At 46.3% G+C, this 26,098-nt stretch carries 25 protein-coding genes; 8 read left to right on the top strand and 17 right to left on the bottom strand.

From position 1 onward, the window contains the following. Positions 1–9 precede the first annotated feature (9 nt). Both gatA and gatB read left to right on the top strand, forming a co-directional pair. Positions 10–1,437, top strand: a complete 1,428-nt coding sequence (gatA, locus tag ACSAZL_RS21210) for an Asp-tRNA(Asn)/Glu-tRNA(Gln) amidotransferase subunit GatA (RefSeq protein ID WP_440946525.1) — start codon at positions 10–12, stop codon at positions 1,435–1,437. After that, positions 1,438–2,925 carry an Asp-tRNA(Asn)/Glu-tRNA(Gln) amidotransferase subunit GatB gene (gene gatB / locus ACSAZL_RS21205; protein WP_440946524.1) on the top strand — a complete coding sequence of 496 codons (1,488 nt, stop codon included), beginning with the start codon at positions 1,438–1,440 and terminating at the stop codon, positions 2,923–2,925. Positions 2,926–3,059: 134 nt separating this feature from the next. On the opposite strand, the gene ACSAZL_RS21200 is transcribed toward gatB, so the two are convergent. Further along, positions 3,060–3,860, bottom strand: a complete 801-nt coding sequence (locus tag ACSAZL_RS21200) for a nitrilase-related carbon-nitrogen hydrolase (protein ID WP_440946523.1) — start codon at positions 3,858–3,860, stop codon at positions 3,060–3,062. A gap of 340 nt (positions 3,861–4,200) precedes the next feature. Between ACSAZL_RS21200 and ACSAZL_RS21195 the strand changes: the two genes are divergently transcribed. Further along, positions 4,201–4,752 carry a class I SAM-dependent methyltransferase gene (locus tag ACSAZL_RS21195; RefSeq protein ID WP_440946522.1) on the top strand — a complete coding sequence of 184 codons (552 nt, stop codon included), beginning with the start codon at positions 4,201–4,203 and terminating at the stop codon, positions 4,750–4,752. Positions 4,753–5,119: 367 nt separating this feature from the next. Here ACSAZL_RS21195 and ACSAZL_RS21190 read toward each other — a convergent pair whose 3' ends face one another. The 11 genes from ACSAZL_RS21190 to ACSAZL_RS21140 all read right to left on the bottom strand — a co-directional run bounded on the left by ACSAZL_RS21190 (position 5,120) and on the right by ACSAZL_RS21140 (position 16,136). Continuing rightward, positions 5,120–5,254, bottom strand: a complete 135-nt coding sequence (locus ACSAZL_RS21190) for a hypothetical protein (RefSeq protein ID WP_440946521.1) — start codon at positions 5,252–5,254, stop codon at positions 5,120–5,122. 393 nt (positions 5,255–5,647) lie between these two features. Further along, the gene (locus ACSAZL_RS21185) at positions 5,648–6,949 is read right to left on the bottom strand and encodes an S-layer protein domain-containing protein (protein WP_440946520.1); all 1,302 of its coding nucleotides are present in this window, start codon (positions 6,947–6,949) and stop codon (positions 5,648–5,650) included. A gap of 153 nt (positions 6,950–7,102) precedes the next feature. Further along, positions 7,103–7,912: an ABC transporter ATP-binding protein gene (locus tag ACSAZL_RS21180; protein WP_440946519.1), complete on the bottom strand. Its 810-nt coding sequence runs from the start codon at positions 7,910–7,912 to the stop codon at positions 7,103–7,105. Continuing rightward, positions 7,903–8,922, bottom strand: coding sequence for a FecCD family ABC transporter permease (locus ACSAZL_RS21175; RefSeq protein WP_440946518.1), 1,020 nt, complete (start codon positions 8,920–8,922; stop codon positions 7,903–7,905). Before ACSAZL_RS21175 ends, ACSAZL_RS21180 begins: the two co-directional genes overlap by 10 nt. Next, positions 8,915–10,687 (bottom strand): radical SAM protein, encoded by a 1,773-nt coding sequence (locus ACSAZL_RS21170; protein WP_440946517.1) that lies wholly within the window; start codon positions 10,685–10,687, stop codon positions 8,915–8,917. The genes ACSAZL_RS21175 and ACSAZL_RS21170 overlap by 8 nt, the downstream gene beginning before the upstream one ends. A 13-nt stretch (positions 10,688–10,700) precedes the next feature. Then, positions 10,701–11,324, bottom strand: a complete 624-nt coding sequence (locus ACSAZL_RS21165; RefSeq protein WP_440946516.1) for a class I SAM-dependent methyltransferase — start codon at positions 11,322–11,324, stop codon at positions 10,701–10,703. Then, a complete protein-coding gene (locus tag ACSAZL_RS21160) occupies positions 11,321–12,439 on the bottom strand; it encodes an iron ABC transporter substrate-binding protein (RefSeq protein WP_440946515.1) in 1,119 nt (372 codons plus the stop codon). The genes ACSAZL_RS21165 and ACSAZL_RS21160 overlap by 4 nt, the downstream gene beginning before the upstream one ends. 478 nt (positions 12,440–12,917) lie before the next feature. Then, positions 12,918–14,006 carry a hypothetical protein gene (locus tag ACSAZL_RS21155; RefSeq protein ID WP_440946514.1) on the bottom strand — a complete coding sequence of 363 codons (1,089 nt, stop codon included), beginning with the start codon at positions 14,004–14,006 and terminating at the stop codon, positions 12,918–12,920. A 135-nt stretch (positions 14,007–14,141) separates the two neighbouring features. Beyond that, a complete protein-coding gene (locus tag ACSAZL_RS21150) occupies positions 14,142–14,984 on the bottom strand; it encodes a hypothetical protein (protein ID WP_440946513.1) in 843 nt (280 codons plus the stop codon). A gap of 379 nt (positions 14,985–15,363) precedes the next feature. Continuing rightward, positions 15,364–15,894 carry an ATP-binding protein gene (locus ACSAZL_RS21145; RefSeq protein WP_440946512.1) on the bottom strand — a complete coding sequence of 177 codons (531 nt, stop codon included), beginning with the start codon at positions 15,892–15,894 and terminating at the stop codon, positions 15,364–15,366. Beyond that, the gene (locus tag ACSAZL_RS21140) at positions 15,891–16,136 is read right to left on the bottom strand and encodes a hypothetical protein (protein ID WP_440946511.1); all 246 of its coding nucleotides are present in this window, start codon (positions 16,134–16,136) and stop codon (positions 15,891–15,893) included. Before ACSAZL_RS21140 ends, ACSAZL_RS21145 begins: the two co-directional genes overlap by 4 nt. Positions 16,137–16,441: 305 nt before the next feature. Between ACSAZL_RS21140 and ACSAZL_RS21135 the strand changes: the two genes are divergently transcribed. Both ACSAZL_RS21135 and htpX read left to right on the top strand, forming a co-directional pair. Then, on the top strand, positions 16,442–16,987 hold the full coding sequence (locus tag ACSAZL_RS21135) for a dihydrofolate reductase family protein (RefSeq protein ID WP_440946510.1): 546 nt from the start codon (positions 16,442–16,444) through the stop codon (positions 16,985–16,987). Positions 16,988–17,524: 537 nt separating this feature from the next. Next, complete coding sequence (gene htpX, locus ACSAZL_RS21130; RefSeq protein ID WP_011024415.1) at positions 17,525–18,385, top strand: zinc metalloprotease HtpX; 861 nt, start codon at positions 17,525–17,527, stop codon at positions 18,383–18,385. 51 nt (positions 18,386–18,436) lie between these two features. Here htpX and ACSAZL_RS21125 read toward each other — a convergent pair whose 3' ends face one another. Then, positions 18,437–18,619 carry a hypothetical protein gene (locus ACSAZL_RS21125; protein WP_440946509.1) on the bottom strand — a complete coding sequence of 61 codons (183 nt, stop codon included), beginning with the start codon at positions 18,617–18,619 and terminating at the stop codon, positions 18,437–18,439. Between the two features lie 336 nt (positions 18,620–18,955). Between ACSAZL_RS21125 and ACSAZL_RS21120 the strand changes: the two genes are divergently transcribed. From ACSAZL_RS21120 to ACSAZL_RS21110, 3 genes are all read left to right on the top strand, one after another. Beyond that, positions 18,956–19,609 carry a thymidylate synthase gene (locus ACSAZL_RS21120; protein ID WP_440946508.1) on the top strand — a complete coding sequence of 218 codons (654 nt, stop codon included), beginning with the start codon at positions 18,956–18,958 and terminating at the stop codon, positions 19,607–19,609. Positions 19,610–19,716: 107 nt separating this feature from the next. Then, positions 19,717–21,009 carry a 3-phosphoshikimate 1-carboxyvinyltransferase gene (gene aroA / locus ACSAZL_RS21115; protein WP_440946507.1) on the top strand — a complete coding sequence of 431 codons (1,293 nt, stop codon included), beginning with the start codon at positions 19,717–19,719 and terminating at the stop codon, positions 21,007–21,009. A gap of 231 nt (positions 21,010–21,240) precedes the next feature. Then, positions 21,241–22,221 (top strand): 50S ribosomal protein L11 methyltransferase, encoded by a 981-nt coding sequence (locus ACSAZL_RS21110; RefSeq protein ID WP_440946506.1) that lies wholly within the window; start codon positions 21,241–21,243, stop codon positions 22,219–22,221. Between the two features lie 252 nt (positions 22,222–22,473). On the opposite strand, the gene mcrA is transcribed toward ACSAZL_RS21110, so the two are convergent. The 4 genes from mcrA to mcrD are packed head-to-tail and all read right to left on the bottom strand — an operon-like array spanning position 22,474 to position 26,084. After that, positions 22,474–24,186: a coenzyme-B sulfoethylthiotransferase subunit alpha gene (gene mcrA / locus ACSAZL_RS21105; protein ID WP_440946505.1), complete on the bottom strand. Its 1,713-nt coding sequence runs from the start codon at positions 24,184–24,186 to the stop codon at positions 22,474–22,476. Positions 24,187–24,196: 10 nt separating this feature from the next. Next, positions 24,197–24,943 carry a coenzyme-B sulfoethylthiotransferase subunit gamma gene (gene mcrG / locus ACSAZL_RS21100; protein ID WP_440946504.1) on the bottom strand — a complete coding sequence of 249 codons (747 nt, stop codon included), beginning with the start codon at positions 24,941–24,943 and terminating at the stop codon, positions 24,197–24,199. Between the two features lies 1 nt (position 24,944). Further along, on the bottom strand, positions 24,945–25,565 hold the full coding sequence (gene mcrC / locus ACSAZL_RS21095; protein ID WP_440946503.1) for a methyl-coenzyme M reductase I operon protein C: 621 nt from the start codon (positions 25,563–25,565) through the stop codon (positions 24,945–24,947). Between the two features lie 6 nt (positions 25,566–25,571). Further along, complete coding sequence (mcrD, locus tag ACSAZL_RS21090; protein WP_440946502.1) at positions 25,572–26,084, bottom strand: methyl-coenzyme M reductase operon protein D; 513 nt, start codon at positions 26,082–26,084, stop codon at positions 25,572–25,574. Between the last annotated feature and the right edge of the window lie 14 nt (positions 26,085–26,098).

Genomic DNA, 26,098 nt, shown 5'->3' with positions numbered 1-26,098 from the left:
GATGTTTTGATGGCAAAATGGATGAGTGTTGCACAGATTAAAGAGAAGATCAGGGAAAGCTCAGCCGAAGAAGTAACAGCCGGATACCTCGAAGTTATCGGAAAGAGCAAAATCAACGGTTATATAACGGTTTCCGATAAATCCCTCGAACAGGCAAAAAAGATCGATGTTGAAGGACACGAGGGCCCCCTTGCAGGCGTGCCAATCGCGATAAAGGATAACATTTCCGTAGTCGGGCTGCCAAACAGCTGCGGCTCGAAAATCCTTGAAGGCTATGTCCCTCCTTTCAATGCTCATGTAATCGAAAAGCTTCTTGCTGCCGGAGCCGTAGTCCTTGGAAAAACCAACCTGGACGAGTTTGCGATGGGGTCATCTACGGAAACCAGCTACTACGGACCAACTGCAAACCCCTGGGACCTTGAGAGGGTACCTGGCGGCTCTTCCGGAGGCAGCGCAGCAGTTGTTGCAGCCGGAGAAGCTCCTTTTGCTCTGGGTTCCGATACAGGCGGATCCGTACGTTGTCCTGCAGCTTTCTGCGGGGTTGTAGGGCTTAAACCGACCTATGGGGCAGTTTCAAGGTATGGGGTTGTAGCTTACGCAAATTCCCTTGAACAGGTCGGACCTCTCGCAAACAACGTGGAAGATATTGCAGTCCTGATGGATGTCATAGCCGGTTACGACCGGAGAGATTCCACTTCCATTGACAGTAAAACCGAATACCGGAAAGCTCTTATTGACGATGTGAAGGGCCTGAAGATAGGGGTTCCGAAAGAGTTTTTCGGAGAAGGCATTCACCCGGGCGTAGAAAAAGCCGTATGGGACGCAATACACAAATTTGAGGACCTGGGAGCTACCTGGCAGGAGGTCTCGATGCCCAACATAAATTACGCCCTTGCTTCATATTATATCATTGCAATGAGTGAAGCGTCCTCAAACCTTGCCCGCTTTGACGGAACGCGTTACGGGTTCAGGGAGAGCGCCGAAAACTGGCATGCAATGGTCTCAAAGACCAGAGCCGAGGGGTTCGGAACCGAAGTCAAGAGAAGAATTCTCCTCGGGACCTATGCGCTTTCTGCAGGCTACCATGACAAGTATTACCTCAAAGCCCTGAAGGTAAGGACGCTTGTTAAGCAGGACTTTGATAAGGCTCTCTCGACAGTTGACCTGCTTATGGCTCCGACCATGCCGAACCCTGCTTTCAAGATAGGGGAAAAAATTGAAGACCCGCTTACCCTCTACCTCTCGGACGTAAACACCTGCCCGATCAACCTTGCAGGCGTGCCTTCAGTTTCCGTACCCTGCGGCTTTACCGAAGGACTGCCGGTGGGGCTCCAGATAATGGGCAAACCCTTTGACGAGCCGACTGTCCTGCGTGCAGCCTACACTTTCGAGAAGAATACCGATTACCACACAAAGAGACCTCCGGAGGTGGCGTAAATGGTCTACGAAAACCCTGACGGCATAAGGATCGGGCTTGAAATCCACGTCCAGCTTAACAAACTCAAGACCAAAATGTTCTGCGGCTGCTCTACCGATTACCACAATGCTGCCCCAAACACCCACACCTGTCCGGTCTGTCTGGGCCTGCCCGGAACACTTCCGGTCCTGAACAAAAAAGTCGTGGAAGCAGCAATAAAGGTAGGGCTTGCCCTTGAAGGAGAGATTGCAGAAGAGACCCAGTTCCACAGAAAGAACTACTTCTACCCTGACTTACCAAAAGGTTTCCAGGTCACCCAGTATGATTTCCCCATTGTTAGCAAAGGGAAAGTTGTAATCGAAGGCGAGGACGGGGAGCACGTGGTAGGGATTACTAGAGCCCACATGGAAGAAGACCCCGGAAAGCTTGTGCATATAGGGAGCATCGAAAAGTCCAAGGGTGTCCTTATAGACTACAACAGGTCAGGTATGCCCCTGATCGAAACCGTTACCGAGCCGGATATGAGGAGCCCCAAGGAAGCCAGAAGGTTCCTTGACAAGTTCAGAAACATCCTTGAATACCTGGACGTCTTTGACGGAAACCTTGAAGGGGCTATGCGTGTCGATGCAAACGTCTCAGTCCACTGGGGAACCAGGGTTGAGGTCAAGAATATTTCTTCCCATAAAGGAGTGGAAAGAGCTCTCCTCTACGAGATCATGCGCCAGAAGAACGTGATCCGTCGCGGAGGAAAAATCGTGCAGGAGACCCGCCATTTCGACGAAGGCCGTGGCGTAACGCTCTCAATGAGGACCAAGGAAGAGGCAGAAGATTACCGTTATTTCCGTGAGCCTGACCTTATGCCCATGCGTGTAACGGACTGGATTCCTGCAATCAAAGAAACCCTGCCCGAACTTCCGGACGCCAAACGTGCCCGCTTCATGGAGCAGTACGGCATTACGGATATGCATGCAAGAGCCCTTACCTCCAAGATCATGCTCGCCGACTTCTACGAAGGAGTCTGTGCAAAAGGTGTTGACCCGAAGATTGCCGCCACCTGGACCGCCGACGTTTTCCTCGGTGAGCTGAACTACCGCGACCTTGCGATCTCCTCCTACGACGGCAAGACAATCGGCTTCATCCATGCAAAAGACCCTGAAGTAGAAAACTCCTTCAAGGGCTCGGATATGGTAGAACTGGTCACCCTTTTTGCCGAAGGCAAGATAAGTGACAGGGCTGCAGTTGAAGTCATCCGTACAATTCTGGACGGCACGGAGGAAAAGACCCCCTCTCAGATCATCGAAGAAAAAGGCCTCTTCAAAGCCGAAGACGACCTGGTCACAAAAGCTGTTGCCGAAACAATTGCCGAAAATGCTGCCGCAGTGCAGGACTACCTTGGAGGAGCAGAAAAGTCTCTGAACTTCCTCGTAGGACAGGTCATGAAAAAGACAAAAGGCACGGCAGATGCAAAGACTGCACGCGAACTTATTCTCAAGGAACTTAAAGGGTAACCCACCAGGGCTTACCTTTTTGATTTTCTTTTTCAATACTTTTATTTCATTTTTTTAGCTTGATTTCTGTAACTAGATTTCTGTAACTTGATTTCTGTAACTTGATTTTTGGATTTTATTCCAGTCTCTGATTTTTAATAAAGGTCGGGCCTGCGGTCTTCTAGAATGGAGCCTGTTTGCCTTATTTCCCTTGCCTCTTCAGGGTCGATTTCCCCGATGAGGACACATTCCTCTTTTCCGGCTTCTGCCAGGACGCGACCCCATCCGTCAGCAATAAAAGAGCCGCCGGGATATATAGAATACCTGTCTCTTCCCACCCTGTTGCAGGCGATATGTGGCAGCTGGTTTTCAATTGCCCGTGAAAAAGACATAATGCGCCAGGGATATATGTAAAAGTCAGGGATTTCGGCAGCTGAGACCAGCAGATCCGCTCCCTCAAGAGCCAGTTTTCGGGCAACTTCCGGATACCTGAGTTCATTGCAAACTATGAGCCCTATGGAAAGCCCGTGTTTTTGCAGCCTGATGGAAGCTATGCTGTCACCGGAAGCAAAATGCTCCTTTTCAGGGCCGTAAAGCTGGACTTTTCGGCGGATACCGACTAGCTTTCCAGACTCTATGCAGAAGCCGAGGTTGTACTGGGAAGGAACATTCTTTTCTGAACTTATTACGTTCTCATCTCTTTTTTCTATCATTGAACCTGCAAGAATACAGTCGTGTTCTCTGGAAAAGGCACGGAGAGCTTCGAGAGTGAGCCCGGAAGCGGTTTCAGCCACATCTCCTATGCGGTCATAACAAAAGCCGGTTGAGAAAACTTCCGGAAAGACGAGAAGCTCAGCTTCTTTTGCAACTGCTTCTTCTGCAAGGGAGAGGGCACGCTCAAGGTTTTCCTTTTTCGAGCAAAGTGAGATATTCATCTGGATACAAGCGGCTTTCATAATCGTCTCCGCCATTCATGAAGTATATCATGAAGTATAATTATTTAGATACTTTGTGAGGTTATTTTATTTTCCGATTTTAGATTAAGGTTTTGCGCTCCGGCATTTACTTTCAGTATTTACTTGGGATCCGGGGTATAGTAGTGGTGATCCGGAATCCAAATAACTGCTGCAGGCAGCACTTTGATTACTATGTATCCGGATATCTATACGAAACAATAAAAAATCATGAAAACTTTTCGTAGGCAAAATATAAGGCATGTGAATCTCAAAATAAGCCTGAAGAAAAAAGCTGTCTGCAAGAGAAAGAGCTTAACCATTACTGAATTATGAACTGAACATGAAGGAGGAAAACATCACGGAAGAACCAGTTTCTGATTTTCGATTCCACGCAACGACCCTTATCTTCAAGCTCCGGGACTTCTTTTTCCCCCGCAGGAAAATCCTGGAAGAGGCCGGAATAAAGCCCGGTTTCAAAATTCTGGATTACGGCTGCGGATCGGGTTCTTATATCCGTGATGCCTCCGAAATGGTAGGCTCTTCAGGAAAAGTCTATGCTCTGGATATCAACCCTGTTGCTCTTGAGATGGTCCAGCACTTAGCTTCGATAAAACAGCTAAAAAACATAGAAACTATCCTTTCCGATTATGATACGGGTCTACCCAGCGGAAGCCTGGATACAGTCCTCTTCTATGATACTTATCATTCCCTGAACAAACCGGAACTTGTTATGAAGGAGTTGCACAGAGTTTTGAAACCAGAAGGAACCCTTTCTTTTAGCGACCACCAGATGAGAGAAGAAGAAATCATGGAAAACGTAACCCGGAAGAGGTTATTCAAGCTGAAAAAGAAAGGCAAAAGGACATATTCCTTTAAAAAGGACGGGAATTAATTCAGGTACATGCGCGTACCTGGAGATCTATAACCCAAGAACAAAGAAATAAAACAAAAAAATAAAAGAGAGAAATGAAAGAATCGGAACGCAGGAGAAGCACAGAGCTTACGGGTCAGGAGATAATTTTCTGTAAATTTTCACTTTTAACGTGATTCGACTTCCATCACCTTCTTTTGAGCATAAGAAGGAGCTGGTGCAAATCACTGTAAAGGGAAGATCGATTTACATTTAGGAGGTTGGTTTGTTGGATTTTTGGAGGTTAGTTTAATAAAATAGCTAGATATTTCGTAGGATGGTTATATAATGTTTTAATGAATTCCCTGACCTATTTACAATGCGCCATTTCCCGGTTCACTTTTCGAGTTCACGCTCTTGTTGCCGGAATGACCCCAAGGCTTTCCATGATTCTCATTTCTGCCGGGGTGACAAACGTACCATTGCCGAACAAAAACCCACGCAAGATGGGTTTTGGAGCCACTACCTCTACTTTTTCTTTCATATTCTGGATCTCCTTTTCTTGTATTGGGATTTCCTGTCCATCACAGGAAGCCCGGAATCCTATTACCGTGTTTTAGTATAAATAATTTTCTCCTGAACGGGACGGACAGCCAGATCTGACAAAATCCCCATAAAAATAGACTGAAACTTTCCGGATTCAGAAAGACGGACATAAAATTCCGAATTACGGACACAAATCAAATAGTTTCATTTCATGGAGAGTTGGTATTCGCCCTGAAAAACCGACTTAAAAACCTATCAAAAACATATTAAAAAACTATTCGAAAGACCTATTCAAAAACTATTCAAGAACTATTCAAAATTATTCAAAAAAAGGAAAAAAGGAGGAAAAAAGGAGGAAACAAGTCAGGACTGTGAGACTTACTGCCTCCCCTTAAATTTGACTCCTCTTAAAACAATAAGCTATGCTGGCCAGAGAGAAAACAGCCAGAAATCCTCCGAAACCAGAACTTGCTGCAGCTTCACTGCTGGCAGATGCAGGTGTTTCTGCTTCAGCCGGGACTTCAGATGAAGTTCCGTAGACCTCTTCACTATTTTCACTGGAGGTTTCGGTTATTGCTTTTGTCTGAGTGCTATTATCTTCCTGTATCTGAACATTGCCGGAAGCAGCGGATGAAGTATCGGTTTCTGCAGTTCCGGTTGCAGTTCCTGTTGCAGTTCCGGTTGCAGGACTTTGTTCTGCAAGAATGACTGTTTTTGCCGGGTAGATCACGTACCCCCCATTACTTCCTTTTCCCGCATCCGAGGTCTTGAAATACCACTCGTCTGTAATATTGGTCTTGCTGTCAGCATCGACATTAATTGTTATTGCGTCAGAATTTGACATTACTATCAGGTTTTCAAGAGCCTGGTCTACTTCGAATTTGCCAAACTCGTCCCCGGATTCAATGGAAAGAGGCTTGTCCTTATCTATCAGCCAGGTGTACTTGAACACTGCAAAATCGGTATCCGCACTTGCAAAAACAGAATCCACAAAGGTAACGAAATAAATATGTGTGTCATTGTCCCCGAATTCGGCATCTGCTGTAAATATCCTGTCATCTATCGTGCCGTCCATGGAGATTACCGCAGTATCCAGTTCCTTACCATTCTTGTAAAGCGAAAAATAGCATTTGTTGCCGTTAACATCAATCCCGTTCAGAATAAGGCTGTACCCACCGGCAATATCCCAGGTCTCCCCTGCTTTGAGGGTTTTCTTGTCGCTGGCATCCTGCTGGTACAGCATCTTGGCAAGATGCGTTGCATCATTGTCAATAGTACAGTAGGGTTTACCAAAGAGATGCATCATGTAAAAGAATGATAGCTTTGTTACATTTTCTTCTTCGGAGAACACCTTATACTTCGAAGGAAACTGTTTGGTAGTATAAAAAAGTTCACCTTCATCGATTGTGCTGGCTAAAGGATTATCTTTCCCGAGGGCAGGGCCGTTTCCTTTGTCCTCAAAATAAAGGTGCTCTCCAGCCCCGCTAACGTAATTACTATACTTATTTGCATTGAAGCCAAAAGCCGGGAAGGTTCTGAAATCCCATGAGATATTCTGGGAATCCGTGCTTCCTGTATCAAAGGGAGTGCCCCTGATTTCAACCGATGCAGCGGTACACGTTCCTACCAACGTAAGGATTAATGTTAGCACAAAGATAGCCAGAGCTACGGATTTAAATCTTATTAAGTTCATAAAAATTCTCCACTAATTTTTAATTTTTGTATTCCTATGTTCAGACTTTTATCGTGAATGTAAAATTAAGGTGACTGCACCTCTTTCTGTTATTCAGAAGTTTGTCCAGTGCGTTGATTAATTCACAATATCTTGATTTAGTTTCAGTTAGTTTCAGTTAGTTTCAGTTAGTTTCAGTGTATTATTTCCCCTCAAGGGCAGGCACACTTTTCTTTTCATATCTTCAATTTCCCGGACAGCTACCTTTACCCCATAGACCGAGGACATCATCTTGCCGGTTACAACCGTTTCAACCTCTCCAAGCGCAATCAGTCTACCTCCTGAAAGGGCTGCGGCTCTGCTGCCCACCAGGAAAGCATGGTCGGGCATGTGGGTATTCATCACAATAGACATCCCCAGGGAAGCGAGTCTCTGCACCGTTTCCAGTACAAGGACCTGGTTCCCAAAATCAAGGTGGGAAGTCGGCTCGTCAAGCAAAAGCAGAGAGGGCTTCTGGACAAGAGCCCGGGCTATCAGGACCATCTGGCTCTGCCCACCGCTGAGACTGGCAACCGGCCTTTCCGCAAGCTCCGAAAGTCCAACCACTGCAAGAGACTCCCTTGCAAGCTCCACATCTTCAGCACGGGGGGATGCAAACATGGAAAGATGAGGAGCCCTGCCCATTACCACGAAATCCAGCACGGTAAAAGGAAACACAACCTCGTTCTGCTGGGGTACGTAACCTATATGCCGGGCAATTCCCTTTGCCCCCAGAGAAGCCGTGTTCTCTCCCAGAATGCGGACAGACCCGGAAGCAGGTTTGAGAATCCCTGCAATGCATTTGATAAGTGTGGATTTTCCAGCCCCGTTGGGACCCAGGATGCACATAACCTCGCCTTTTTTTAGCGAGAAAGAAACGTCCTCAAAGACCGGCCCGTCTCCATAGGAAAATGCAAGGGAGTTCACTTCCAGCATCAATTCCATCCCATACGCCCCCTCCGGATAAGATATGCAAACAAAGGAGCACCTACAAGGGAAGTAAGAATTCCCAGGGGAATCTCCGTAGCGGCAATAGTCCTTGACAGGTCGTCCACGAGCAACAGAAACGAAGCCCCGATGACCATGCTCATGGGCATCAGGCGGCTGTAGTTTGGACCGACTATCATCCTTGAGATATGAGGCACGACCAGCCCGACCCAACCAATAACACCGCTAATGCTGACTGCCGCTGAAGTTAAAAGGGTTGCACAAACAATGATGACCAGGCGCATTTTTTCCACGTTCATCCCGAGAGCTCTAGCCTCCTCGTCTCCGAGTGAGAGAATATTGATCCTCCACCTGAGAAGAAAAAGCACCAGAGCCCCGACAAACATGGGCAATAGTATATAGAGCAGGTCCCCGTACCTGACAGTAGCAAGGCTTCCCATGAGCCAGAATACTATCGCGGGAAGTTCGTCATAAGGGTCTGCCATATATTTTACCAGGGAGGTAAGCGCCGTAAAAATAGAACTCACGATAATTCCGGAAAGCACGAAGACCAGAGTTCCCGTACCTTTACTGGCTTTCCCCATACTTATGGCAAGAAACATCGCCAGCAGTCCGAAAGCAAAAGCCATCAACTGTATAAGCAGGTAATTATCCCAGAGCAGTATTGCCAGGCATGCTCCGAAACCCGCACCTGCACCCACTCCCAGAATATAGGGAGAGACAAGGGGATTCCTGAAAATCCCCTGAAAAGAGGCTCCGGCTGTGGAAAGTGCAGCCCCTACAAGCAAAGCTGCAAGTATCCTGGGCAGCCTTACATTAAAAAGGACCGTGTGTTGAGTGGAAACCGAAGCAGGGGTACCAAAAATGAGAGATGAAAAAACTTTCATGCTCTCATCCACAACTGCCGAGACCGGAGTCTGATATCTCCCCACAAAAAGGGAGCCTATTAGTAAGACCAGGGGCAGCATGTATACCAGAGAAGTGCGGGAATACCTGCATTCAGGCATGGGTACACCTCAAAACATGCCCTGGCCAGTTCCCGGAAGTTGGCCTGTGAAAAGACCTGTTAGGCGTGGCTTTCCCATACGGCATGCCGTAAAACTGTCGGTAGAATTCATCTGCTTCTTTTTCCAGGTCGATTCCTGAGTTTCCGGGATACAGTTTGTCTGCTATGTACATGAGGCCCAGTATCCAGCGGGGATTTCCGAAATCCCAGGAGGGAGGAACTTCATAGACCCGCTGCTGTTTTATAGCGTCCGCCTCTATGCCGTACTGCAGGCAGAGTGTATAGAATTCAGCAAGGGGGCGGGAAAGGAAACCGGAGATGAAAATAGTATCCGGGTTATTTTCATTGATGAAAGAAGGAGAAACATTTATACCCGGTTTTCCTTCCTTTTGAAGCTGCTTATTGATGCTTACGCCTCCGGAAAATGTCACAAGGTTATTTTCCATTCTCCCGGCGTTCAGGGCAAAGAGAGGAGAGCCCATGCAGTAATACACCTTACGGCCACTGTTTTCTGCTGCAAGGGACTTGACAAGCTCCAGGCGTATACGGATAAAGGAAATAAGCTCTTCTCCTTTTTCCGGCACATTTGCCTTTTCCGCTATTAGCCTGACAAAGTCAAGATAAACGTAAGGCTGCTGGATCATATGGTGCACCTGCATAAGGGTTCCGGAGTCGGAGATTTCTCTCCAGACATCTATTAACCTGGAATCGTCCAGTATTCCCAGACATGTAAGTACTCCATGAACCATCCCGAAAGCCCGACTTATCCGGTATCCTCCCATGAAACCTTCCTCATTGAAGCGTTCAACGGCAGTTGTCCCTTTAACGGGCAAAGTCTTCCTGCAATCACAGGTGTAATTTATCCAGGGCTTTAAAGGCCTGGAACCCATGGGCCCGTAGAACTCCCGCTCTGCCAGAAGACTCCCGCATTCGGGACAGTAAGTATTCAATAGTTCCGTACCCGGGGAATTAAAGAGATAAACATAACCCACATACTTACGCAGATCAGCGCACAGGCTCTCCGCCTCTCCTACGGAGGGTTCAAGCTCAATAGGAGCATCCCCGAAGGGGATGAATCTCATGACCTGGACCGGAATGGTTGGAGAAATATCGGATACCGCTTCTGCAACCTTTATCACGTCGGTTTCATTTCCCCTTGAATAAACAACCGAAGTTTCAACATGCACTCCCATGTCGAAAAGTCGGGAAATATTGCGGAAAACGGGAGCTGATGAAGGAACTCCGCAGCTTATGTAACTCCTGTCAGAATAACCTTTGATTCCGACATTCATGAAATCCACAAGCTGCCCGAGCTTGTTCAAAGTCTCACCTGTGAAATAGCAGTTTGTGGAACAGCCTACAAGCAAACCTTTTTCTTTTGCCTGCACTGCAAGATCCCTGAAGAGATAATAATTTGCAGCAGGCTCATTCAAGGTAGAAACCACTCCCAGGCAGTCCTGCTGCAGGGCTCTTTCCACGACCTGAGAAGGAGTTAAAGTGGTACCGGAAAGAGCTTTGCCTGAAGCCAGCAGGCGAGCCACACACCCGGAACACTGGAAATTACAGCCCGTGCTGAAGACCTGAAGAAACTTACCTGAGGGATAATAATGAAGCAAAGGAATCGTTTCTATGGAAACAGGATATGCTCCAAGGTACCCCATATCAGGGTCCTGGACAATGGTCTCATCGGTACAGACATAGGTACCGCACCTTCCCCTGCTGTATTCATTGATTTCGCACCCGAATTCGCACACATTGCACTTCATTATTTTAACCTCCTTACTCTCCCTTACTCAGGACCACCCAGAAGCCCGAATCGTCCTGCACCACACTGCAGGGAATTTCAGTCTGTTCCCCAGCTTCCCGTATAGCCCGAATAGTTTCTGGACTGAGGCGTTTTTTTGAAGCTGTATGCCAGTCCGGGTCTATTTCGACCATTTTTTCAGAGATCTGCGCTTTCAATTCTTTTGTACCGAACCCGCCCCCTATCCACGCATGTCCTCCCGGAGCAAGGACACGGGAAATTTCCCTGAAAGCCACAGGCAGGTCTTTCCAGAAAAATACGGAGCCACGGCTTACTATGAGGGCTGCGGAGTTATCCCTGAAGGGGAGAAGGTGGACATCAGCCTGTAGAGGAACAACCTTATCCGAAAGAAAGTGGCGTCGAGCTTTGTCCTTTGAAAGCCTGCACATCTCCGTTGAAAAATCAACCCCGTAGACCTGCATTTCCGTAACTTCCGCAACAGCGATTCCCAGGGACGCGATACCGCACCCCAGATCTAGGCATGTGCCCTGTTTTATCCCGCTTTGTTCAACGATATGAGCTGCTATTACAGGATAGATGGGTGCAAAGATGTGCTCGGCAATATAGGGAAACCCGGGAGATTTTCCCTTCTCGTTCACGTTTTTGCCTCTGCTGCAGGATTAAGTAGCGTGTTCAGTTCTTCATCCGTGAGCTCATAGTGGAAGAATTCCGAGTAGAACTTCCGGGTCAGCTGAGAAAGGTCCATATCTGTGAAAAGATCCGGATACAGCATTTTTGCAGTCCAGGCAGTCCCTATTATGAGGTGGGGACCCTGAGGCCTGTCGATCCAGCAGAAAGGATTCTGAGGGGCAAGGTATACCCGTTTATTCTGCACAGCATCCACGCTTACCCAGAGGGGGTCGGAATATACGCTTGCGTAGAACTGCGGATTGGAAGTGATAATTACCTCGGGGTTCCAGTCCATGACCTGCTCTATTGAAACCTGGGTCATGCCATTTCCAGGGGTCAGCGGACAGTCGGCAACATTGACGCCACCGCAGATATCAATGACCTGGGAGTGCTGAGAGCCAGACGGGTCGGTCATCAGGCCTTTTGGGCCTTCGGCATAGTAAACCCGTACTTTTTCAGTTTCGGGGATGTCTTTTACAGTGCTGTTGATCTCGTTGAGGATCGAACTGCGGAACTCGATCAGTTTTTCCGCCTGGGCTTCACAGTCAAGCAGCTTACCCACATATTCGATAGTGGGATCGGATTGTGTCACGAAGATAATGGAGTCATTGATAGCAACCACAGGAATGCTGCCAAAACTTTCCTGCCTGCGTTCGATGGCTTCATTGATCTGTCCGTCCGTGGTGTACCCTTCAATTACAATGTCAGGGTCCATGCTGATTATGGTTTCATAGTTTCCGGTCTGGGTCCCGAACCAGCCCCCTATGACGGGCAGACTTGTGTAATTTTCATCCATAAAAGGTTGGGTAAAATTATTTTTGAAATTCCAGCCTGCAAGTTTGTCCGGTGCAAGCATATAAACGAGAATAGTTGAAGGAGGAGAAGTGGCTACTACCGAGGAGATTTCCGCCGGGACAGTTAGCTGCCTGCCCAGCATATCGGTAATCTGCACGGTATCCGAATTCTGAAGCACGGAGTTTGAGTCCGGAACAGCCTGCTGGCCCGTACTTTCCGTACATCCACAGGAAGCAACAGCCAGAACCAGCAGAGAGAGTATCAATAGTGTACCTATTTTTCCACGCATAGAAATCCCTACAGACTTATTATGGTTTAATCGATATGTTCGAATAAACATAATGATATAAAAGTATATTCAGTTATTAAATAGATATACAGTTACTGAAATTGGAAAACGCTAACGAATCTGTTTTTTGGAAAACTTCTACATTTTTACGTCTTATAGAGGGTTTTCAGCAAATAATCTCATTATCATTTTCTGGAGTATTCTCAGCACAGCATACAAGGAAGACGGTAACCTATTTCCTAGTGATATAATAAATAGATTTCTATTTCAAAACAATTCGAATTATTAGGGAAACATATCAAAATCCAGAAAAAATAAAAGCTATATAGACTTCTTGCTACCGAATTTTTGGGACTCTAACCGGAGTGACAGAAAAAAAACGGTCCAACGCTTAAACAATGCTGAAAAAGTGATATGAAAACGGAAAAACACGGCACTGCGCCGCATATTACCACTCCTTTAAATCGTCCGGCCTCATTCAACTCGCTTTTTCCTTTTCAAACTTTTTCCTCTTTTCAAACTCTTTCCTCACTTCAACCGATACCCTGTTAAAAGGGCATCCAAAATAAATACAGCGGGAACACTCATACCTCCATATTGTCAGTAAGAAAATCAAAATCGAAATGGAGTAAGCCCCCAGCAGGAATGGCTCTTTCAAAAGCCAGGGAAGCGGAAAGAGAATCACTACTATGAACCCCAGCATGGTAATAACGAGATCGAATCTGTTCGGAGGGTACGGCCTGGACCTGAAATGTCTCGGCCAACCCCAGTTCATCATGCACTTCAACCGTTTTCCTTTTCCTCCATAGTAAGGACAGTGAGTGCAGAAAAAACGCTGCTCCAGAATATTGAAGTGGAAAAAAACTATGAAAATATAGGCAAGAAGCCACCCTGTTGAACTGATGCCGATTGCAAGCCCCGCCGAAAAAAGAAGAACAAGGGTCACAAAGTTCCAGTAAAGAAAATCCTTAAACTCATGTTTTGCCCGCAGGGACGTGCATCTGCCTGAACCTGCCCCCCAAATACATTTTCCAGAAAGCTCAAAGTTCCCGGAAGGCCTATCCCCTTTCTCAAACTCTTTTTTGACATCTGCAGGCACACGATTCATGGGACATTCGAAGTTAAGGCACCGTACACACTCGTAACGCCGGGCGGTCAGAAAAAACAGTATCCAGGAAACAGCATAAGCCCCCAGCAGCAGAGGGTCCTTGACCAGCCAGTAGACCGGAAAGAAAAACATGGGAAGAGCCCCGAGAATAGTCATCGCCTTTTCAAAAGGGCTGTGAGGACCGGGACGAGCTTTGAAAATCTTTGGCACTCCCGAAAGCATCATGCATTTTACGCATCCCTTGCTCCTTATATAGTAAAGGCAGTGGGTGCAGGCGAAGCGAAATTCGATTACCAGGAAGAAAAAGAGCGCTATTCCAATGTAAACTGCAACCCATTTGAGGGAATCCTTGGCAATTGCAATTGAACCGATGAGGAAGGGGATCATATTGAAAAAGTTCCAATAAAGACGGTCTCTGGCAGAGTGATCCGTTTTGAGGGGGATGCCTGGAGATGACATGCAGGAGTTTTTGGAAAGGAAAGGTAAAAAGGTTATGATTTAAAAAGCAAAAAAGAAAAACAAGCTTAACAGTCGAATAGGGCGGGACCTGAGTTCAGAGATTGTTAATATTCCGGAACGTGGCCGATAATCATTTCAAAGAGTTTCGCATTTTGGATTTACTTCCAAAAAGAAGCCATTTTTTTCAAAGCCTTTCCTGTTAGGATTAGCCGGAATCCAAAAGTCATGATGTTTACCCTCGTTTAAAGCTAACTCTTTGAAAGTGATTCTTGCTCTTACATCCAGCTTAACAGGAGCTTTAATTTTCTCCGAACCAGAAGATTTTATGAACATGAGGCAAATTCCACCCATCAATCTGTTACCGATGCTGTGAAAAGCTTTTCTGTCAATTGTCCACTCGACCCCGTTCAGGAGATTTCCTTCCTCATCTGTGGTTACAATTGTTTTCAAATACCAGGGGTAAGCATGAGAACTGGGCACCACATCTTTTTCCAGTTCACCAAGCATATCCATTACTTCTCCTACCTGTGAAACCGAAGGGATTTTTGTAGTCTCTCCAATGAGTTTTGCAGTTCTTCCCGTTATTTTCATCCAGGAGTCGCAGAAGGTATCCCAGAGGTTTTTATTGGTCATAAGAGGAGGTTTTAAAGTTGCGGTCAGTTCCCGGACCGTATAGTTTGTATTTGAAGTACGGAAAAAAATCTGCACGATAATTGTGTTTGTTTTTTTCAAACATTTGATCCAATCGAGGGTCGGTCTCTCCCTTTTATCCAGATGAGACATGAAACTCAGTGTCCAGATATATTCATAGGCATAAAAATCATACATCTCATTTTTTGGTGTAACAATGGGGAGACAGCTCAAAGACGGCTCAGTTTCCCCCAGAATTTTCAAGCATCCGCTCCTGATCAAGCCTTCTAAATACTCATCGTCTAAGGAATCAGTTTCAATTTTAAACGATTTTTCCATTATTACCATAAACAAACCCCTTAACCCATTTTCAGCCAGAATTCCATCCGTAACGCCCGCTGACATGCATACTTTACAGAAGCATACTTTATGAAAATGCCCTATGTAGCCCGATTCCGTAAAGAAAAGATCTAAAACAGATCTAAACAGATCTAAAAGCAGATCTGGAAAACCGGGCAGGAGGTTAATCCCACTTACAAAAAGCTTCCAACCCACTTAAGTTTTTCAGAAAAATCCTGCCAGGTCGGACCACCAGGAAAAGTCTCAAACAATAGCAAAAATTCATTCCCATTCATTTACCAGGTTTTCAGTACCCACTTCCACAAAGGCATGTACCTGACTCCATTTTCTTTTTTTTCAGTGCCTTTTGTGAGCAGAAGGAGTTCTTTTACCTGACCCCGAATCCTTCAACCCCTGAAAACTCTTCCAGTGCCCGGATTTCCCTTTCTTCGGTCCTATCGATGTAGGAGACATTTATGGCTGTAAGAGAGTTGTCTTTTCCCTTCACCACGAAATCCACCTCTCCCCAGTTTTTCCAGTAATATATCTCTTTATCCCGGCGCATGAGTTCGAGGAAAACCAGGTTTTCGGCAAGTCTGCCTTCGTCTTTTGAAAAGGTAAAAGATATGGCATTCCGAAGTCCGTTGTCTATGCAGTATACCTTTCTGGGGTTTATTGCCTGCGCCTTTAAAGAGTAGCTGAAGAGAGGCAGGAAATAGACAAGGGAAATGTCTTCAGGATTAGAGAGGTATTCGAGGAGAGTGCCTTTTGAGACTTCCTGATCCTGTTTTATCGCTTTGTAGTAAGAAGTTACACTGAAAGGATTCCCGATGTTTGTGATCAGGTATTTTGTGAGAGCTTTGAGCAGGGTGGTATTCCGGATAGAGAAACGTTCCACAAGGTCCCTGTAGATCATCATTTCAAGTAATCCTGAAGAATCTTCTTCCGGAGCTCCGGAACTTCGAGCACGACTTCGGGAAATCCCCCTTCATACAGGTACTCCTCAAAGAGCTTCTTAAGTTCAAAACGCTGCTTGGAGTACTCAAAATCCTGAACAGGTTCAACTCCCCGGAAAGCCAGGTACTCCCGAAAATCCAGAGGATAGAGATAAAAGGAAAGAGTTCGGCCTCTAAGGCTTGTTGCAAGCTCCTTTTTTTCCATGGTCTTTTATAGGAGACCATTTTACTGAAAATTTGGTATTATATAGGAGACCAACTTTTCTTATTCTGGTCTTTTATAGGAGACCACTATGAGAGAGACCTGCTGTTTCTCAGCTTAATTCGGTAAAAGAAGAGCAGAAAAATAAGACCAAAAACTTCATCCGAGCTACGTGAATAGATTATTCCCGTCTGTCCTGTCCCGTTCGCTTGCGAACGGCCTGAACCATAAAACAATTGAAATGAAACAATGAATAAGAAGCAAAATCGCATAAAATCAAATAGTAACCACTAAAAGGGGAAGAGGCAGTGAAAGAAAATAATCCCAGAATAAAACTCTACATCGCCTGCAGCCTTGACGGCTTCATAGCCCGGGAAAACGGCAGTATCGACTGGTTAGCTGAATACGAAAATAGTCCCGAAACCGACTACGGATACTCCGAATTCTTCTCCTCGATCGGCACAGTCCTTATGGGCAGGAAAACTTATGAACAGGTCCTGAGCTTCGGAGTATGGCCTTACGGGGAGAAGAAAACGTATGTTTTTACCAGACAAAAGGAACCCCCGCGCCGAGAAAGAAATGTAGAATTTGTTTCCGGGGACGTCGGAGAATTTGTGCGCCAGCTGAAGGAAAATACTGATGAAGATATCTGGCTCGTGGGCGGTTCGCAGCTTATCAAGATATTTCTCGAAGAAAACCTTGTGCAGGATTTGATTGTTTTCGTTGTTCCGGTTATTCTTGGGAGTGGAATTTCGCTGTTTGACCGGATTGGGAAGGAGGTCAGGCTCAGAATGATAGATACGGAGAGGTATGAGAGTGGGCTGGTGAGGTTGGAGTATGAAATTGACGGGTGACATAAGAAAGTATTAAATCGTAATAAGGAATCAAAAACCTGCAATGATGATACTTTCCGGGACGGCAAAATCCAAGCTTCATTTACTTTCATCCAAAAAGGTTTAATAAAAATTTCTTTCAATAAATAATATATACTTGAAACTCCCATATAATAGTTTGAAATCGAACTAAAAACAAATTTCGAAGATAAAATCAATATAATTATCTCTAAACCGGGGCTCTAATGGCTGTTGCAACTTAAAATATGAGAGCCTCACCAGAAGGGTGAGCAAGACTTTTTGTAGAAAAATAGAACTTCCCATTTGGGGAATAAATTTTCCATTTTAAAGAATCAAAGTGTGTTTTTGAATGAATTGGGAAATAGAATTAACACAAAAGTACAAATCTCCCGGATAGGAGATAAAAAATATATATCTGTAGACAAGAGATATACACTTGATACTAACCAATCAAACTTACAAAAATAAATGAAAAACATACGTATCAAAAGACTGAAAACCCAGACATTAGCCTGGGAGGACGTCGTGTGAGAAGTCATGAAAAATATGCTTAGAACCACAGTTCTGCTTGCTTCCCTGACAGGGCTCCTCGTACTTATCGGAGACTACTTCGGCGGAACGGGCGGGATGATTATTGCCTTTCTTTTCGCAGTAATCATGAACTTTGGAAGTTACTGGTACAGCGACAAGATTGTACTGAAAATGTACAGGGCAAGAGAAGTTACCCCTGCAGAGTCCCCGAACCTTCACAGGATTGTTGACGGGCTGGCTCTGAAAGCAAATATTCCAAAGCCCAAAGTGTATGTTGTTGATTCCGGGATGCCAAACGCATTTGCAACTGGCAGGAACCCACAGCACGCGGCTGTGGCTGTTACGACCGGGATCCTCAACTTGCTCTCCTATGAGGAGATCGAAGGTGTGCTGGCACATGAGCTTGCACACGTAAAGAACAGGGACACCCTGATCAGTGCGGTGGCTGCAACCTTTGCGGGTGTAATTACCATGCTGGCTACCTGGGCTCGCTGGGCTGCAATCTTCGGCGGCTTTGGCGGCAGGGACGACGATAATGGAGGCATTATCGGGTTTATCGTAATGGCGGTGCTTGCTCCGCTTGCTGCAACCCTGATCCAGCTTGCAATCTCAAGGTCAAGGGAATTTGCAGCTGACGAAGAAGGGGCAAGGATCTCTAAAAAACCCTGGGCTCTTGCCGATGCCCTGGAAAAGCTCGAATACGGGAATTCCCACTTCCAGCCAAGCATCAGGGATGTCCAGGCAAAAGAGACCAGTGCACACATGTTCATCGTAAACCCGCTCAAGGGTGGAACGCTCCAGTCTCTCTTCAGGACCCACCCGGTAACTGATGAGAGGGTAAAACGCCTGAGGGCAATGAGATTCTAAAGCCCTCTAAAACATTTTTTTACTTTTGCTTTCTCTTTTGTTCTTTGTCTTTCATTCTTGCATTTCATTTTTAATTTTTTTGACCCCCCTGCATAATTTATTCATTTTTCCTGTCTCGCCTCCTGTCTTGTTCCTTGTCTCGCTGCCCGTCTTGTTCCTTGTCTCGCTTCCTGTCTTGTTTCCAGCCTCATTTTCTCCCTGGAAGTTTGTCCGGTATTTTTTTAAATCGAGCATGCTATATGTTATCAGATTACACGGAAAAATTAACAGGCTTCGCATGAGAAAAAGCACTTATAAAAGAAAGTGATAGATAAAATGGAAAGGATGAATAGTCAATAAAAAACAGTCAGCAAAAGCATCGGTTTATGATGAATGTACTGACAAAAGGTAAGAAATCCGGACCCACCAGTACAACAGATTTACCGGTTCTTATTTGCCATTTCTAAGAAAACGCTCGGGAAGGCAGATAAAAGATGTAGGATCTGGAAAGTATTTTCTCAATAACAGATTATATGTAAATTATTACGTTGATTGTCAATACCCTATCCGAATCTAATCCGGGGATTATCTATGGAAAACAAGTTTGAGATTGGCAGGATCGTCAGGGCAAAAAATATCTCTGATGCATGGTACCGCGGGCTTAACATCATCTGGAACCACGGGCAGGTAATTACCGACGAAAGGGGGAGCCAGATCAGGGAGTTTATGGACCTGATGGTGGTAATTGAAGACCCCTATACGGACAGGATTCCCGAAGATACCGCCTGGAACGAAGAAAGGCTCGAAGAGTATGCAAAACAGCTGATCTCGGGCGAAAATGCACAGGACTTTGAATACACCTACGGGCAGCGCCTCAGGAACTGGAATGAAGAAGTAGACCAGATAGAATACATAATAGAAAAACTGCAGGAGAGCCCCACTTCCCGGCGAGCTACAGCCGTAACCTGGATCCCTCCTGTAGACACGAAAGTCAATGAAGTCCCCTGCATGATCCTGGACGACTTCAAAATCCGGGACGGGAAAGTCCACCTCACAACCCTCTTCAGGAGCCACGACTTCGGAGGAGCCTATCCTGCAAACCTTTACGGGCTTTCGAAGCTGCTTGAATACGTTGCCGGAAGAGTAGGGGTGGAACCGGGAACGATCACCACGGTCAGTATCTCAGCCCACGTCTATGACCACGACTGGGACATGGTAGAAAATATCGTGAAAGGCATAAACTGAAAGTCTTCAAGCAAATTTTTTAATCAAATTCCAAAAAGAAGGCAAAAAGCAAGCAGTTGAATCTCAAGGAAAAATCCAGGAATAAAAATTGAAGAGCTCTGATATACATGCGCGTCTCTATCAGCGAATCCTCAGTCAAAGGGGAAGTTTTTGCCCCTCCTTCAAAGAGTTATACTCACAGGGCTATAACCCTGGCAGCCCTTTCAAAAGAATCGATCGTTCGCCGTCCCCTGCTCTCCGCCGATACTCTCGCCACAATCAGAGCTTCCGAGATGTTCGGAGCCTCGGTTAAACGCGAGGAAGAAAATCTCATCATTCACGGATTTAATGGAAAACCCCATGTTCCTGATGATGTGATTGATGCTGCAAACTCAGGGACAACCCTGCGCCTCATGACCGCAATAGCAGGGCTAACGGACGGGATTACAGTGCTTACCGGAGACTCTTCCCTCCGCACCCGGCCAAACGGGCCTCTTCTCAAAGTCCTTAACCAGCTGGGAGCCAGTGCCTGTTCTACCCGGGAAAACGAGAGGGCTCCGCTTGTAGTAAAAGGCGGGCTTGAGGGAAAGGAAGTAAGCATTGACGGTTCAATCAGTTCGCAGTTTATCTCTGCCCTTCTTATAGCCTGCCCCCTTGCAGAAAACAGTACCACACTTTCGATTATAGGGAAACTGAAGTCAAGACCTTACGTGGACGTAACCATTGAGATGCTTGAGCTGGCAGGAGTCAAAATCCGTACGGATGAGAATAACGGCACGAAATTCATCATCCCTGGAAAGCAGAAATACGACCTCAAAGAATACACCATTCCAGGCGACTTTTCCTCGGCATCTTACCTGCTTGCAGCTGCAGCCATGACCGAGGGGTCCGAAATTACCGTTAAAAACCTCTTCCCCTCAAAACAGGGAGACAAACTGATTATTGAAACCCTGAAGCAGATGGGAGCAGACATCACCTGGGACAGAGAAGCCGGTATTGTGACTGTCAAAGGAGGAAGAAAATTAAAAGCTGTTACCTTTGATGCCGGAGCAACCCCTGACCTTGTTCCTACCGTCGCCGTCCTGGCAGCAGTTGCCGAAGGGACAAGCAGGATCGAAAATGCCGAGCATGTCCGCTATAAGGAAACCGACAGACTTCGTGCCCTTGCAACTGAGCTTCCTAAAATGGGAGTTAGCCTCATAGAAGAGAAAGACAGCCTGACCATCACCGGAGGAGAACTGAAAGGAGCAACGGTCCACGGCTGGGATGACCACAGGATTGTTATGTCCCTTGCACTTGCAGGGATGGTAGCAGGAAACACGACAATTGACACAACCGAGTCCGTAGCGATCTCTTACCCGGACTTCTTTAAAGATATGTCCAATCTTGGAGTAAAGCTTGAACAGATTTCGGAAGAATGAGTTGAGAATACAATCCAGATTCCCAAGTGCAGATTAAATTCAGGTTAATTCGGATTTTATTTAACCTTGAGAACCGACATGAAAGGAATCCTCATCCTTTCAGTATTTCTTTCCTGAATCAACCTCACTCAGTCAAAGAAATCGTTTACCTTCTAAACGGATCCAGATCAGAATTCAGGAATAATAAGAAATAGCATAGTACTTTTACATGAAATATCCATATTTGAACATATGGAAATAAGATGTAAATGTGGAGATCCGTGCATAAAGCCTATTTCGGAAGTACTAAAAGACATCGAATTATTCTATAAACCATGCAATGATTGCAAAATAGAAAAAATAAGAAAATTCTCTCCTCTGGCAGAAGAGATTAACCTGGATGAAATAGATAATCATTTTGGAAGTTGCAAATGCGGGAAGAGGCAACTTGATATTGTAATGGCTCACGTGCTAAAAGTAATGATCGATGAAGGAATAAAAGATAAAAAAGCCAATTTGAGGAATGCGTGTGTTCCCCTTGTGACTCCTGGCTATCCGACTAATTTTATTCCCTATTTGCCTGAGGATTCTTTAGTAGTATTATCTAATGAAGTAGATAAAAAATGTGCTGAAACGATTGTGAAGGAAGTTAGGGAAGTAAAAGGAGTTTTAAAGGGAGATTCAAAAAAAACTGTAGGTATAAAAGATTCTGATTCCAATCCTCATGTATATGAACTTCTTTCCGGATGCGACTTGAGATGCGATATTATACAAACTCCTTACGGGGCTTTGGGAATATACAAATATCAGCGTGAAATTCATATAGAATTTCCAACGGTAGAATCCCCCAAAATAGAGATCCTTAAAAAAGCTTTGAAAGATTATGATAGCCCTACTGTTCTTGATTGTACCTGCGGCCCCGGGACACTGGGAATCGCGAGCCTTAAAGCCGGCGCGCAGAAAGTTGTTTTTAATGATATATGGAAGCCTGCAGTAGAAACTACTTTGATTAATCTGGAAGCAAATGGATTTCCGGTCAAACTTTCAGGCAGCGAAGAAGAATTAATAGCATCCGGAGACAAATTTGAAGTTTATAGTATGGATGTAAGAGAATTGGCAAATTGTCTGGATGAAAAATTCGATATTTGTATTGTAGATGTATTTCCTGGTGTGGATACGGCAGAATTTGTGGAAGCTGCAGGCAAATTAGGCAGAAAAGTTGTCGTGATTTGAAGGAGATTAACCCTCTTCTCTTCTTATTTTTCCTATTTTTAACGTTTACTGGCCAGTCTTTATTTTTTCATTCTGTTATATTTTCAAAAACAAATAATCCTAAATTTATAATTTATTCAGAATATTGTTCAAGGATAGCCCTCGAATAAATAGCGACTTCCGGAAAAACAGTAAAGAAAACCAGTATAGAAAAAAGGGAGAAAAAGCAGGCCCGAAGGCCTACTCTGTTTTAAAGTATTTAATTTATTGAGTTTATTTTGCCGGGATGACGAGGGCTCTCTCACCAGCAGGCATGAACTCTCTGATGGCACCGCGGCCGAACTCTCTCCTGGGTTCTGCGAAGTTGAAGGGCATGAGTTCGTCAGCGAAGCAGACCTTGAGGAGCGGGTTGACGGTGAATGCGTCGCCGCGGCCTGCGTGGGCTGCCTGAGCGATACCTGCGTATCCACCCTGGTGACCGACGTTCATTGCGTAGTTGGGGTAGTTTGGACCACGGAGTTCGTCTGGGAGACCTTCGTCGCCCTGGTAGGACAGAACGTTTGTGGCACCACACTGGTCCTGCAGGTCGAAACCGAAGAAGCCGAGACGGCCCCATGCTTCCTTGTGCAGGTACATGGAGAGGTACCAGCCGGAGAGACCGGCGTTTGCGTTTGCAGTACCGAGGGCACATGCGACACCGGCTGCAGCTGCGAGGACGGTTGCTCTCTGGGATCCACCGAAGTGGTCTTCAAGGGCAGTTGGGAACTTCTCGTAGGTCTCGATACCATAGAGTGTGGACTCGGTTGCGATGTCCTTTACGACTTCGAGGGTGGCTTTGATCTTGTTGTCCTTGCCGACGGTTGCAGCACCGTTGTACTTGTCGTTGATGTAGTCAACGTCGTAGTACACGTTGTTGTCGAGGATGTCATCAGTGTATGCAGCGGTTGCATACTGTGTGAATCCGACACCACCGGACATGTAGGATCCGAGCCAGATCTGGTCGTAGAGCATACAGCCTGCACCGACGACTTCAAGGGCAATCTTTGCCGGGTCTTCGGATGTGCGGCTTGTCTGGATGATGTCTGAGAGGTGACCGAAGGAAAGTCCACCGGGCTCGTTAGGACCACGTGCACGCCTTGCGGGGAGCATTTCACCCATGGAGACAAGGGCTGCGTGCTTTGCAGCGAAGGACAGGTCAGCGACGGCTGCTTCACCGGCACACATTGCGTATGCGGAGATGAAAGACATACCGATCTGCATGGCTGCCCACCTGGAGGTCTGAGCACCGTCAGTTGTTCTGGAGACAATTGTTGGGATGTGGATTGCCTGCCAGGTTGTCTTACCGATGGAGGCCTTAATCTGGGCTGCCTGTTCTTCATTGAACATCTTGTTGATGTTGATGACGTACTGCTTGTCGACTTCGTCTGCAAGTTCGTCGTCACCGGTGAAGAGCTTTACATAACAGTCGTCCACAAGAGCGGGGTGAGTCTCGACCATCATTTCCTGAACCACTGCTGCACCGGGCATGGCGTGGTTAAGGGTCTCGAGGTAGTGGTTGATGGTTTCAGGGGTAACTTCCTTACCGAGCCTCTTCTCAAGGGTCTCGTGAGCCATGTCAAGACCGACGATACAGGTTCTCCTGATGTCATCCCACATCTGCTGCATTGCAGCGTTGTTGACGTAGTGGAGGTCGTCAGGTTCTGCAACAATGTCAGTTCCGGAAATGGTGTAAGGAGTGATTGCACGCTGACCGAGAGGGGCACCCATGTGCATCATCGGGTTGTAGAATGCAAGGCCTCTCTTCTCTGCAATTTCTTTTCCGGCCTTAATCATTTCAACTTTTCTTGCATCCTGCTCAGGGCCGAGTCTCAGGAATTTTTCGGTCTTGCCGGTGATGTCGCCGCCACTCTGCTGGTTTGAACCGTATTCCTGTGTGAACTTGACTTCCATTGATTTTTTGAATTTAGCGAAAATGTCTGCTGCCATTATGATCACCTCATTTCGGCTGGAATCCGTATGTCGTTCTCTTGTCGAATACTCTGTGTACCCATTCAACGACTTCTATGTCGTCTCTGAAGGCTACATTGTCCACACGGTAGATGGTGGTTCTCTTTGCAGCTTCGTCGCTGGACATCGGCTTGCCGAGGTCTACTTTCCTGTCGAGTGGAATTGCGACCTGGTCCTTGTCCATAATGATAGTACCGCCTTCGAGTCTTCTCCTGTCGAGCATGTCGAACATTACACCGTCTTCCTGAAGACGGACAGAGTGACCGTGCACAGTTGCACCACGCATACCTGCGAGTGCAGGGTCGGTCATTTCGGTTTCCATCTGGACCTTGGCGCACTGTTCCATGTCTCTTTCACGGGCTTCAACAATCTGACGACCGGAAAGGGTACCTGGGTCTACACCTCTGAAGTTGATTGCTGCAAAATATGATCTGAAGTACGGGGTAGCTGGAGCGTTGTACATTGAGTCAGCGAACTGAACGTATCTGACCCTGTCTCCTGCTGCTGCACCGGGTGTTGCTGCTACAGCTTCACGGATAGAGCATGCGGGCTCTCCCATCTCTGCAAGTGGTGGGTGGGTGCTTGGGTAGTCGCTCCCTGGGGCACGGTGTCCGAGGATTGCAGTTAAGTCTTCGTCGGAAATCTCCCTGAGTTTCTCAAGTTTACCGGACATGTGCTTTCTTCTGTTAGCGCCGACTGATGTAGCGCCTGGATAATACTGTGCTTCGTATGCCATCTCATGCAACTCCTTTATGATCTTCTAACTGGTCTAATGTCGTCTTGACGTATTTTACGATTAAATTTAGTTTATCCCTGGGACAGAAGTCACCGCGTGTAACTCCACTTACCATATCCATTACAATTCCTCTGGTACGAATATTTTCATCCCTTGGCATCACTAATCTCGTCTTTATCCCTGCTTCTGCAAAATCCTCAAAATCCACCGGGATCTGGCTGACAACGATTGCCGGTATATCAGCCTGGCTCAGGATCTCCCTGGTTTTTCTGATTACGTGGTCCTTAATATTTCCGAGGTGAATAACAGCCAGCTTGTGCATTTCAATCTGTGCGACTTCTACCGGACTCAGTGCAAATGACCCGGTCCTCATACCTGATTCGGGAATCCCTGAACCTGAGTAGAGTACGAGTACACTCACCTGAATGTTTTCTTTCCTCATTCCGTATGTAATCTCGCATACCGGTTTTGTGATATGCCTCTGGCCGGGACTCATAGCAATAGCCACTACATCGGCACGCCCGGCTTCCGAAAGAGTGCCTCTTTGAGCAAGCCCTCCTCCTTTGCCAAGTCCTGCGCCGCATCGGCAGTCAACTACCTGCGTTTCCCGATCGATCATCATACCTTTTCACTCATCTTTATCTTTGTCATCTTCCTTCTTTTGTTTCTCGATGAAGACGAGCTGGTTTATCTTGCTTTTGGGATCTACCATACCAAGCAAGCGAGGGTCGGTTTCAGGACCAAGTTTTGCATAGTCAGTAACGGTAGGCTTTTTTCTGAGGAAATGCCCTTCCCTGAATTCAAAAGAGAACGGGAGAACCTTTTCGCATACTGATCTGACCTTTTCCTTGGTTTCAGCGTTTGAGATTTCAAGCCTGATCCTGCCTACACTGATCTTAAGTTCAACAACCTGATCTCCGATCTGGATAGGCTTTCTTAGGGGGTGTTCGACCTTTTCCCCGGTACCCGGGCCTGCAGAGACCTTTTCAGGGAGTCTCGGGCCCTGGACCATAACGCGGATTATCCCGTCAACCTGATAAAGCTCAGCAATAAGCTTCTGAGCGGTTTCAGGGGACAGGATCCTACTGGGAAAGATTTCGATTTGTATAGAATCTTCCGTGTTTGAAGCAGAGTCTGACATCTTTAGACCTTTCA

Origin of the sequence: Methanosarcina mangrovi (assembly GCF_052057765.1) — an archaeon.
In the GTDB taxonomy this organism is placed as follows: Archaea; Halobacteriota; Methanosarcinia; order Methanosarcinales; family Methanosarcinaceae; genus Methanosarcina.
This window is presented reverse-complemented; position numbering and strand designations above follow the sequence as displayed.

Excerpts from the sequence above, each read along its gene's own strand:
- mcrC (WP_440946503.1), bottom strand. The coding sequence starts at position 25,565 with ATGATGATCGATCGGGAAACGCAGGTAGTTGACTGCCGATGCGGCGCA.
- htpX (WP_011024415.1), top strand. The coding sequence starts at position 17,525 with ATGAAAAATATGCTTAGAACCACAGTTCTGCTTGCTTCCCTGACAGGG.
- ACSAZL_RS21160 (WP_440946515.1), bottom strand. The coding sequence starts at position 12,439 with ATGCGTGGAAAAATAGGTACACTATTGATACTCTCTCTGCTGGTTCTG.
- ACSAZL_RS21155 (WP_440946514.1), bottom strand. The coding sequence starts at position 14,006 with ATGTCATCTCCAGGCATCCCCCTCAAAACGGATCACTCTGCCAGAGAC.
- ACSAZL_RS21125 (WP_440946509.1), bottom strand. The coding sequence starts at position 18,619 with ATGCTCGATTTAAAAAAATACCGGACAAACTTCCAGGGAGAAAATGAG.
- ACSAZL_RS21145 (WP_440946512.1), bottom strand. The coding sequence starts at position 15,894 with ATGATGATCTACAGGGACCTTGTGGAACGTTTCTCTATCCGGAATACC.
- ACSAZL_RS21180 (WP_440946519.1), bottom strand. The coding sequence starts at position 7,912 with ATGGAATTGATGCTGGAAGTGAACTCCCTTGCATTTTCCTATGGAGAC.
- mcrD (WP_440946502.1), bottom strand. The coding sequence starts at position 26,084 with ATGTCAGACTCTGCTTCAAACACGGAAGATTCTATACAAATCGAAATC.
- mcrG (WP_440946504.1), bottom strand. The coding sequence starts at position 24,943 with ATGGCATACGAAGCACAGTATTATCCAGGCGCTACATCAGTCGGCGCT.
- ACSAZL_RS21175 (WP_440946518.1), bottom strand. The coding sequence starts at position 8,922 with ATGCCTGAATGCAGGTATTCCCGCACTTCTCTGGTATACATGCTGCCC.
- aroA (WP_440946507.1), top strand. The coding sequence starts at position 19,717 with ATGCGCGTCTCTATCAGCGAATCCTCAGTCAAAGGGGAAGTTTTTGCC.
- ACSAZL_RS21170 (WP_440946517.1), bottom strand. The coding sequence starts at position 10,687 with ATGAAGTGCAATGTGTGCGAATTCGGGTGCGAAATCAATGAATACAGC.
- ACSAZL_RS21150 (WP_440946513.1), bottom strand. The coding sequence starts at position 14,984 with ATGGTAATAATGGAAAAATCGTTTAAAATTGAAACTGATTCCTTAGAC.
- gatA (WP_440946525.1), top strand. The coding sequence starts at position 10 with ATGGCAAAATGGATGAGTGTTGCACAGATTAAAGAGAAGATCAGGGAA.
- ACSAZL_RS21190 (WP_440946521.1), bottom strand. The coding sequence starts at position 5,254 with ATGAAAGAAAAAGTAGAGGTAGTGGCTCCAAAACCCATCTTGCGTGGG.
- ACSAZL_RS21195 (WP_440946522.1), top strand. The coding sequence starts at position 4,201 with ATGAAGGAGGAAAACATCACGGAAGAACCAGTTTCTGATTTTCGATTC.
- ACSAZL_RS21120 (WP_440946508.1), top strand. The coding sequence starts at position 18,956 with ATGGAAAACAAGTTTGAGATTGGCAGGATCGTCAGGGCAAAAAATATC.
- ACSAZL_RS21110 (WP_440946506.1), top strand. The coding sequence starts at position 21,241 with ATGGAAATAAGATGTAAATGTGGAGATCCGTGCATAAAGCCTATTTCG.
- ACSAZL_RS21140 (WP_440946511.1), bottom strand. The coding sequence starts at position 16,136 with ATGGAAAAAAAGGAGCTTGCAACAAGCCTTAGAGGCCGAACTCTTTCC.
- gatB (WP_440946524.1), top strand. The coding sequence starts at position 1,438 with ATGGTCTACGAAAACCCTGACGGCATAAGGATCGGGCTTGAAATCCAC.
- ACSAZL_RS21200 (WP_440946523.1), bottom strand. The coding sequence starts at position 3,860 with ATGAAAGCCGCTTGTATCCAGATGAATATCTCACTTTGCTCGAAAAAG.
- mcrA (WP_440946505.1), bottom strand. The coding sequence starts at position 24,186 with ATGGCAGCAGACATTTTCGCTAAATTCAAAAAATCAATGGAAGTCAAG.
- ACSAZL_RS21185 (WP_440946520.1), bottom strand. The coding sequence starts at position 6,949 with ATGAACTTAATAAGATTTAAATCCGTAGCTCTGGCTATCTTTGTGCTA.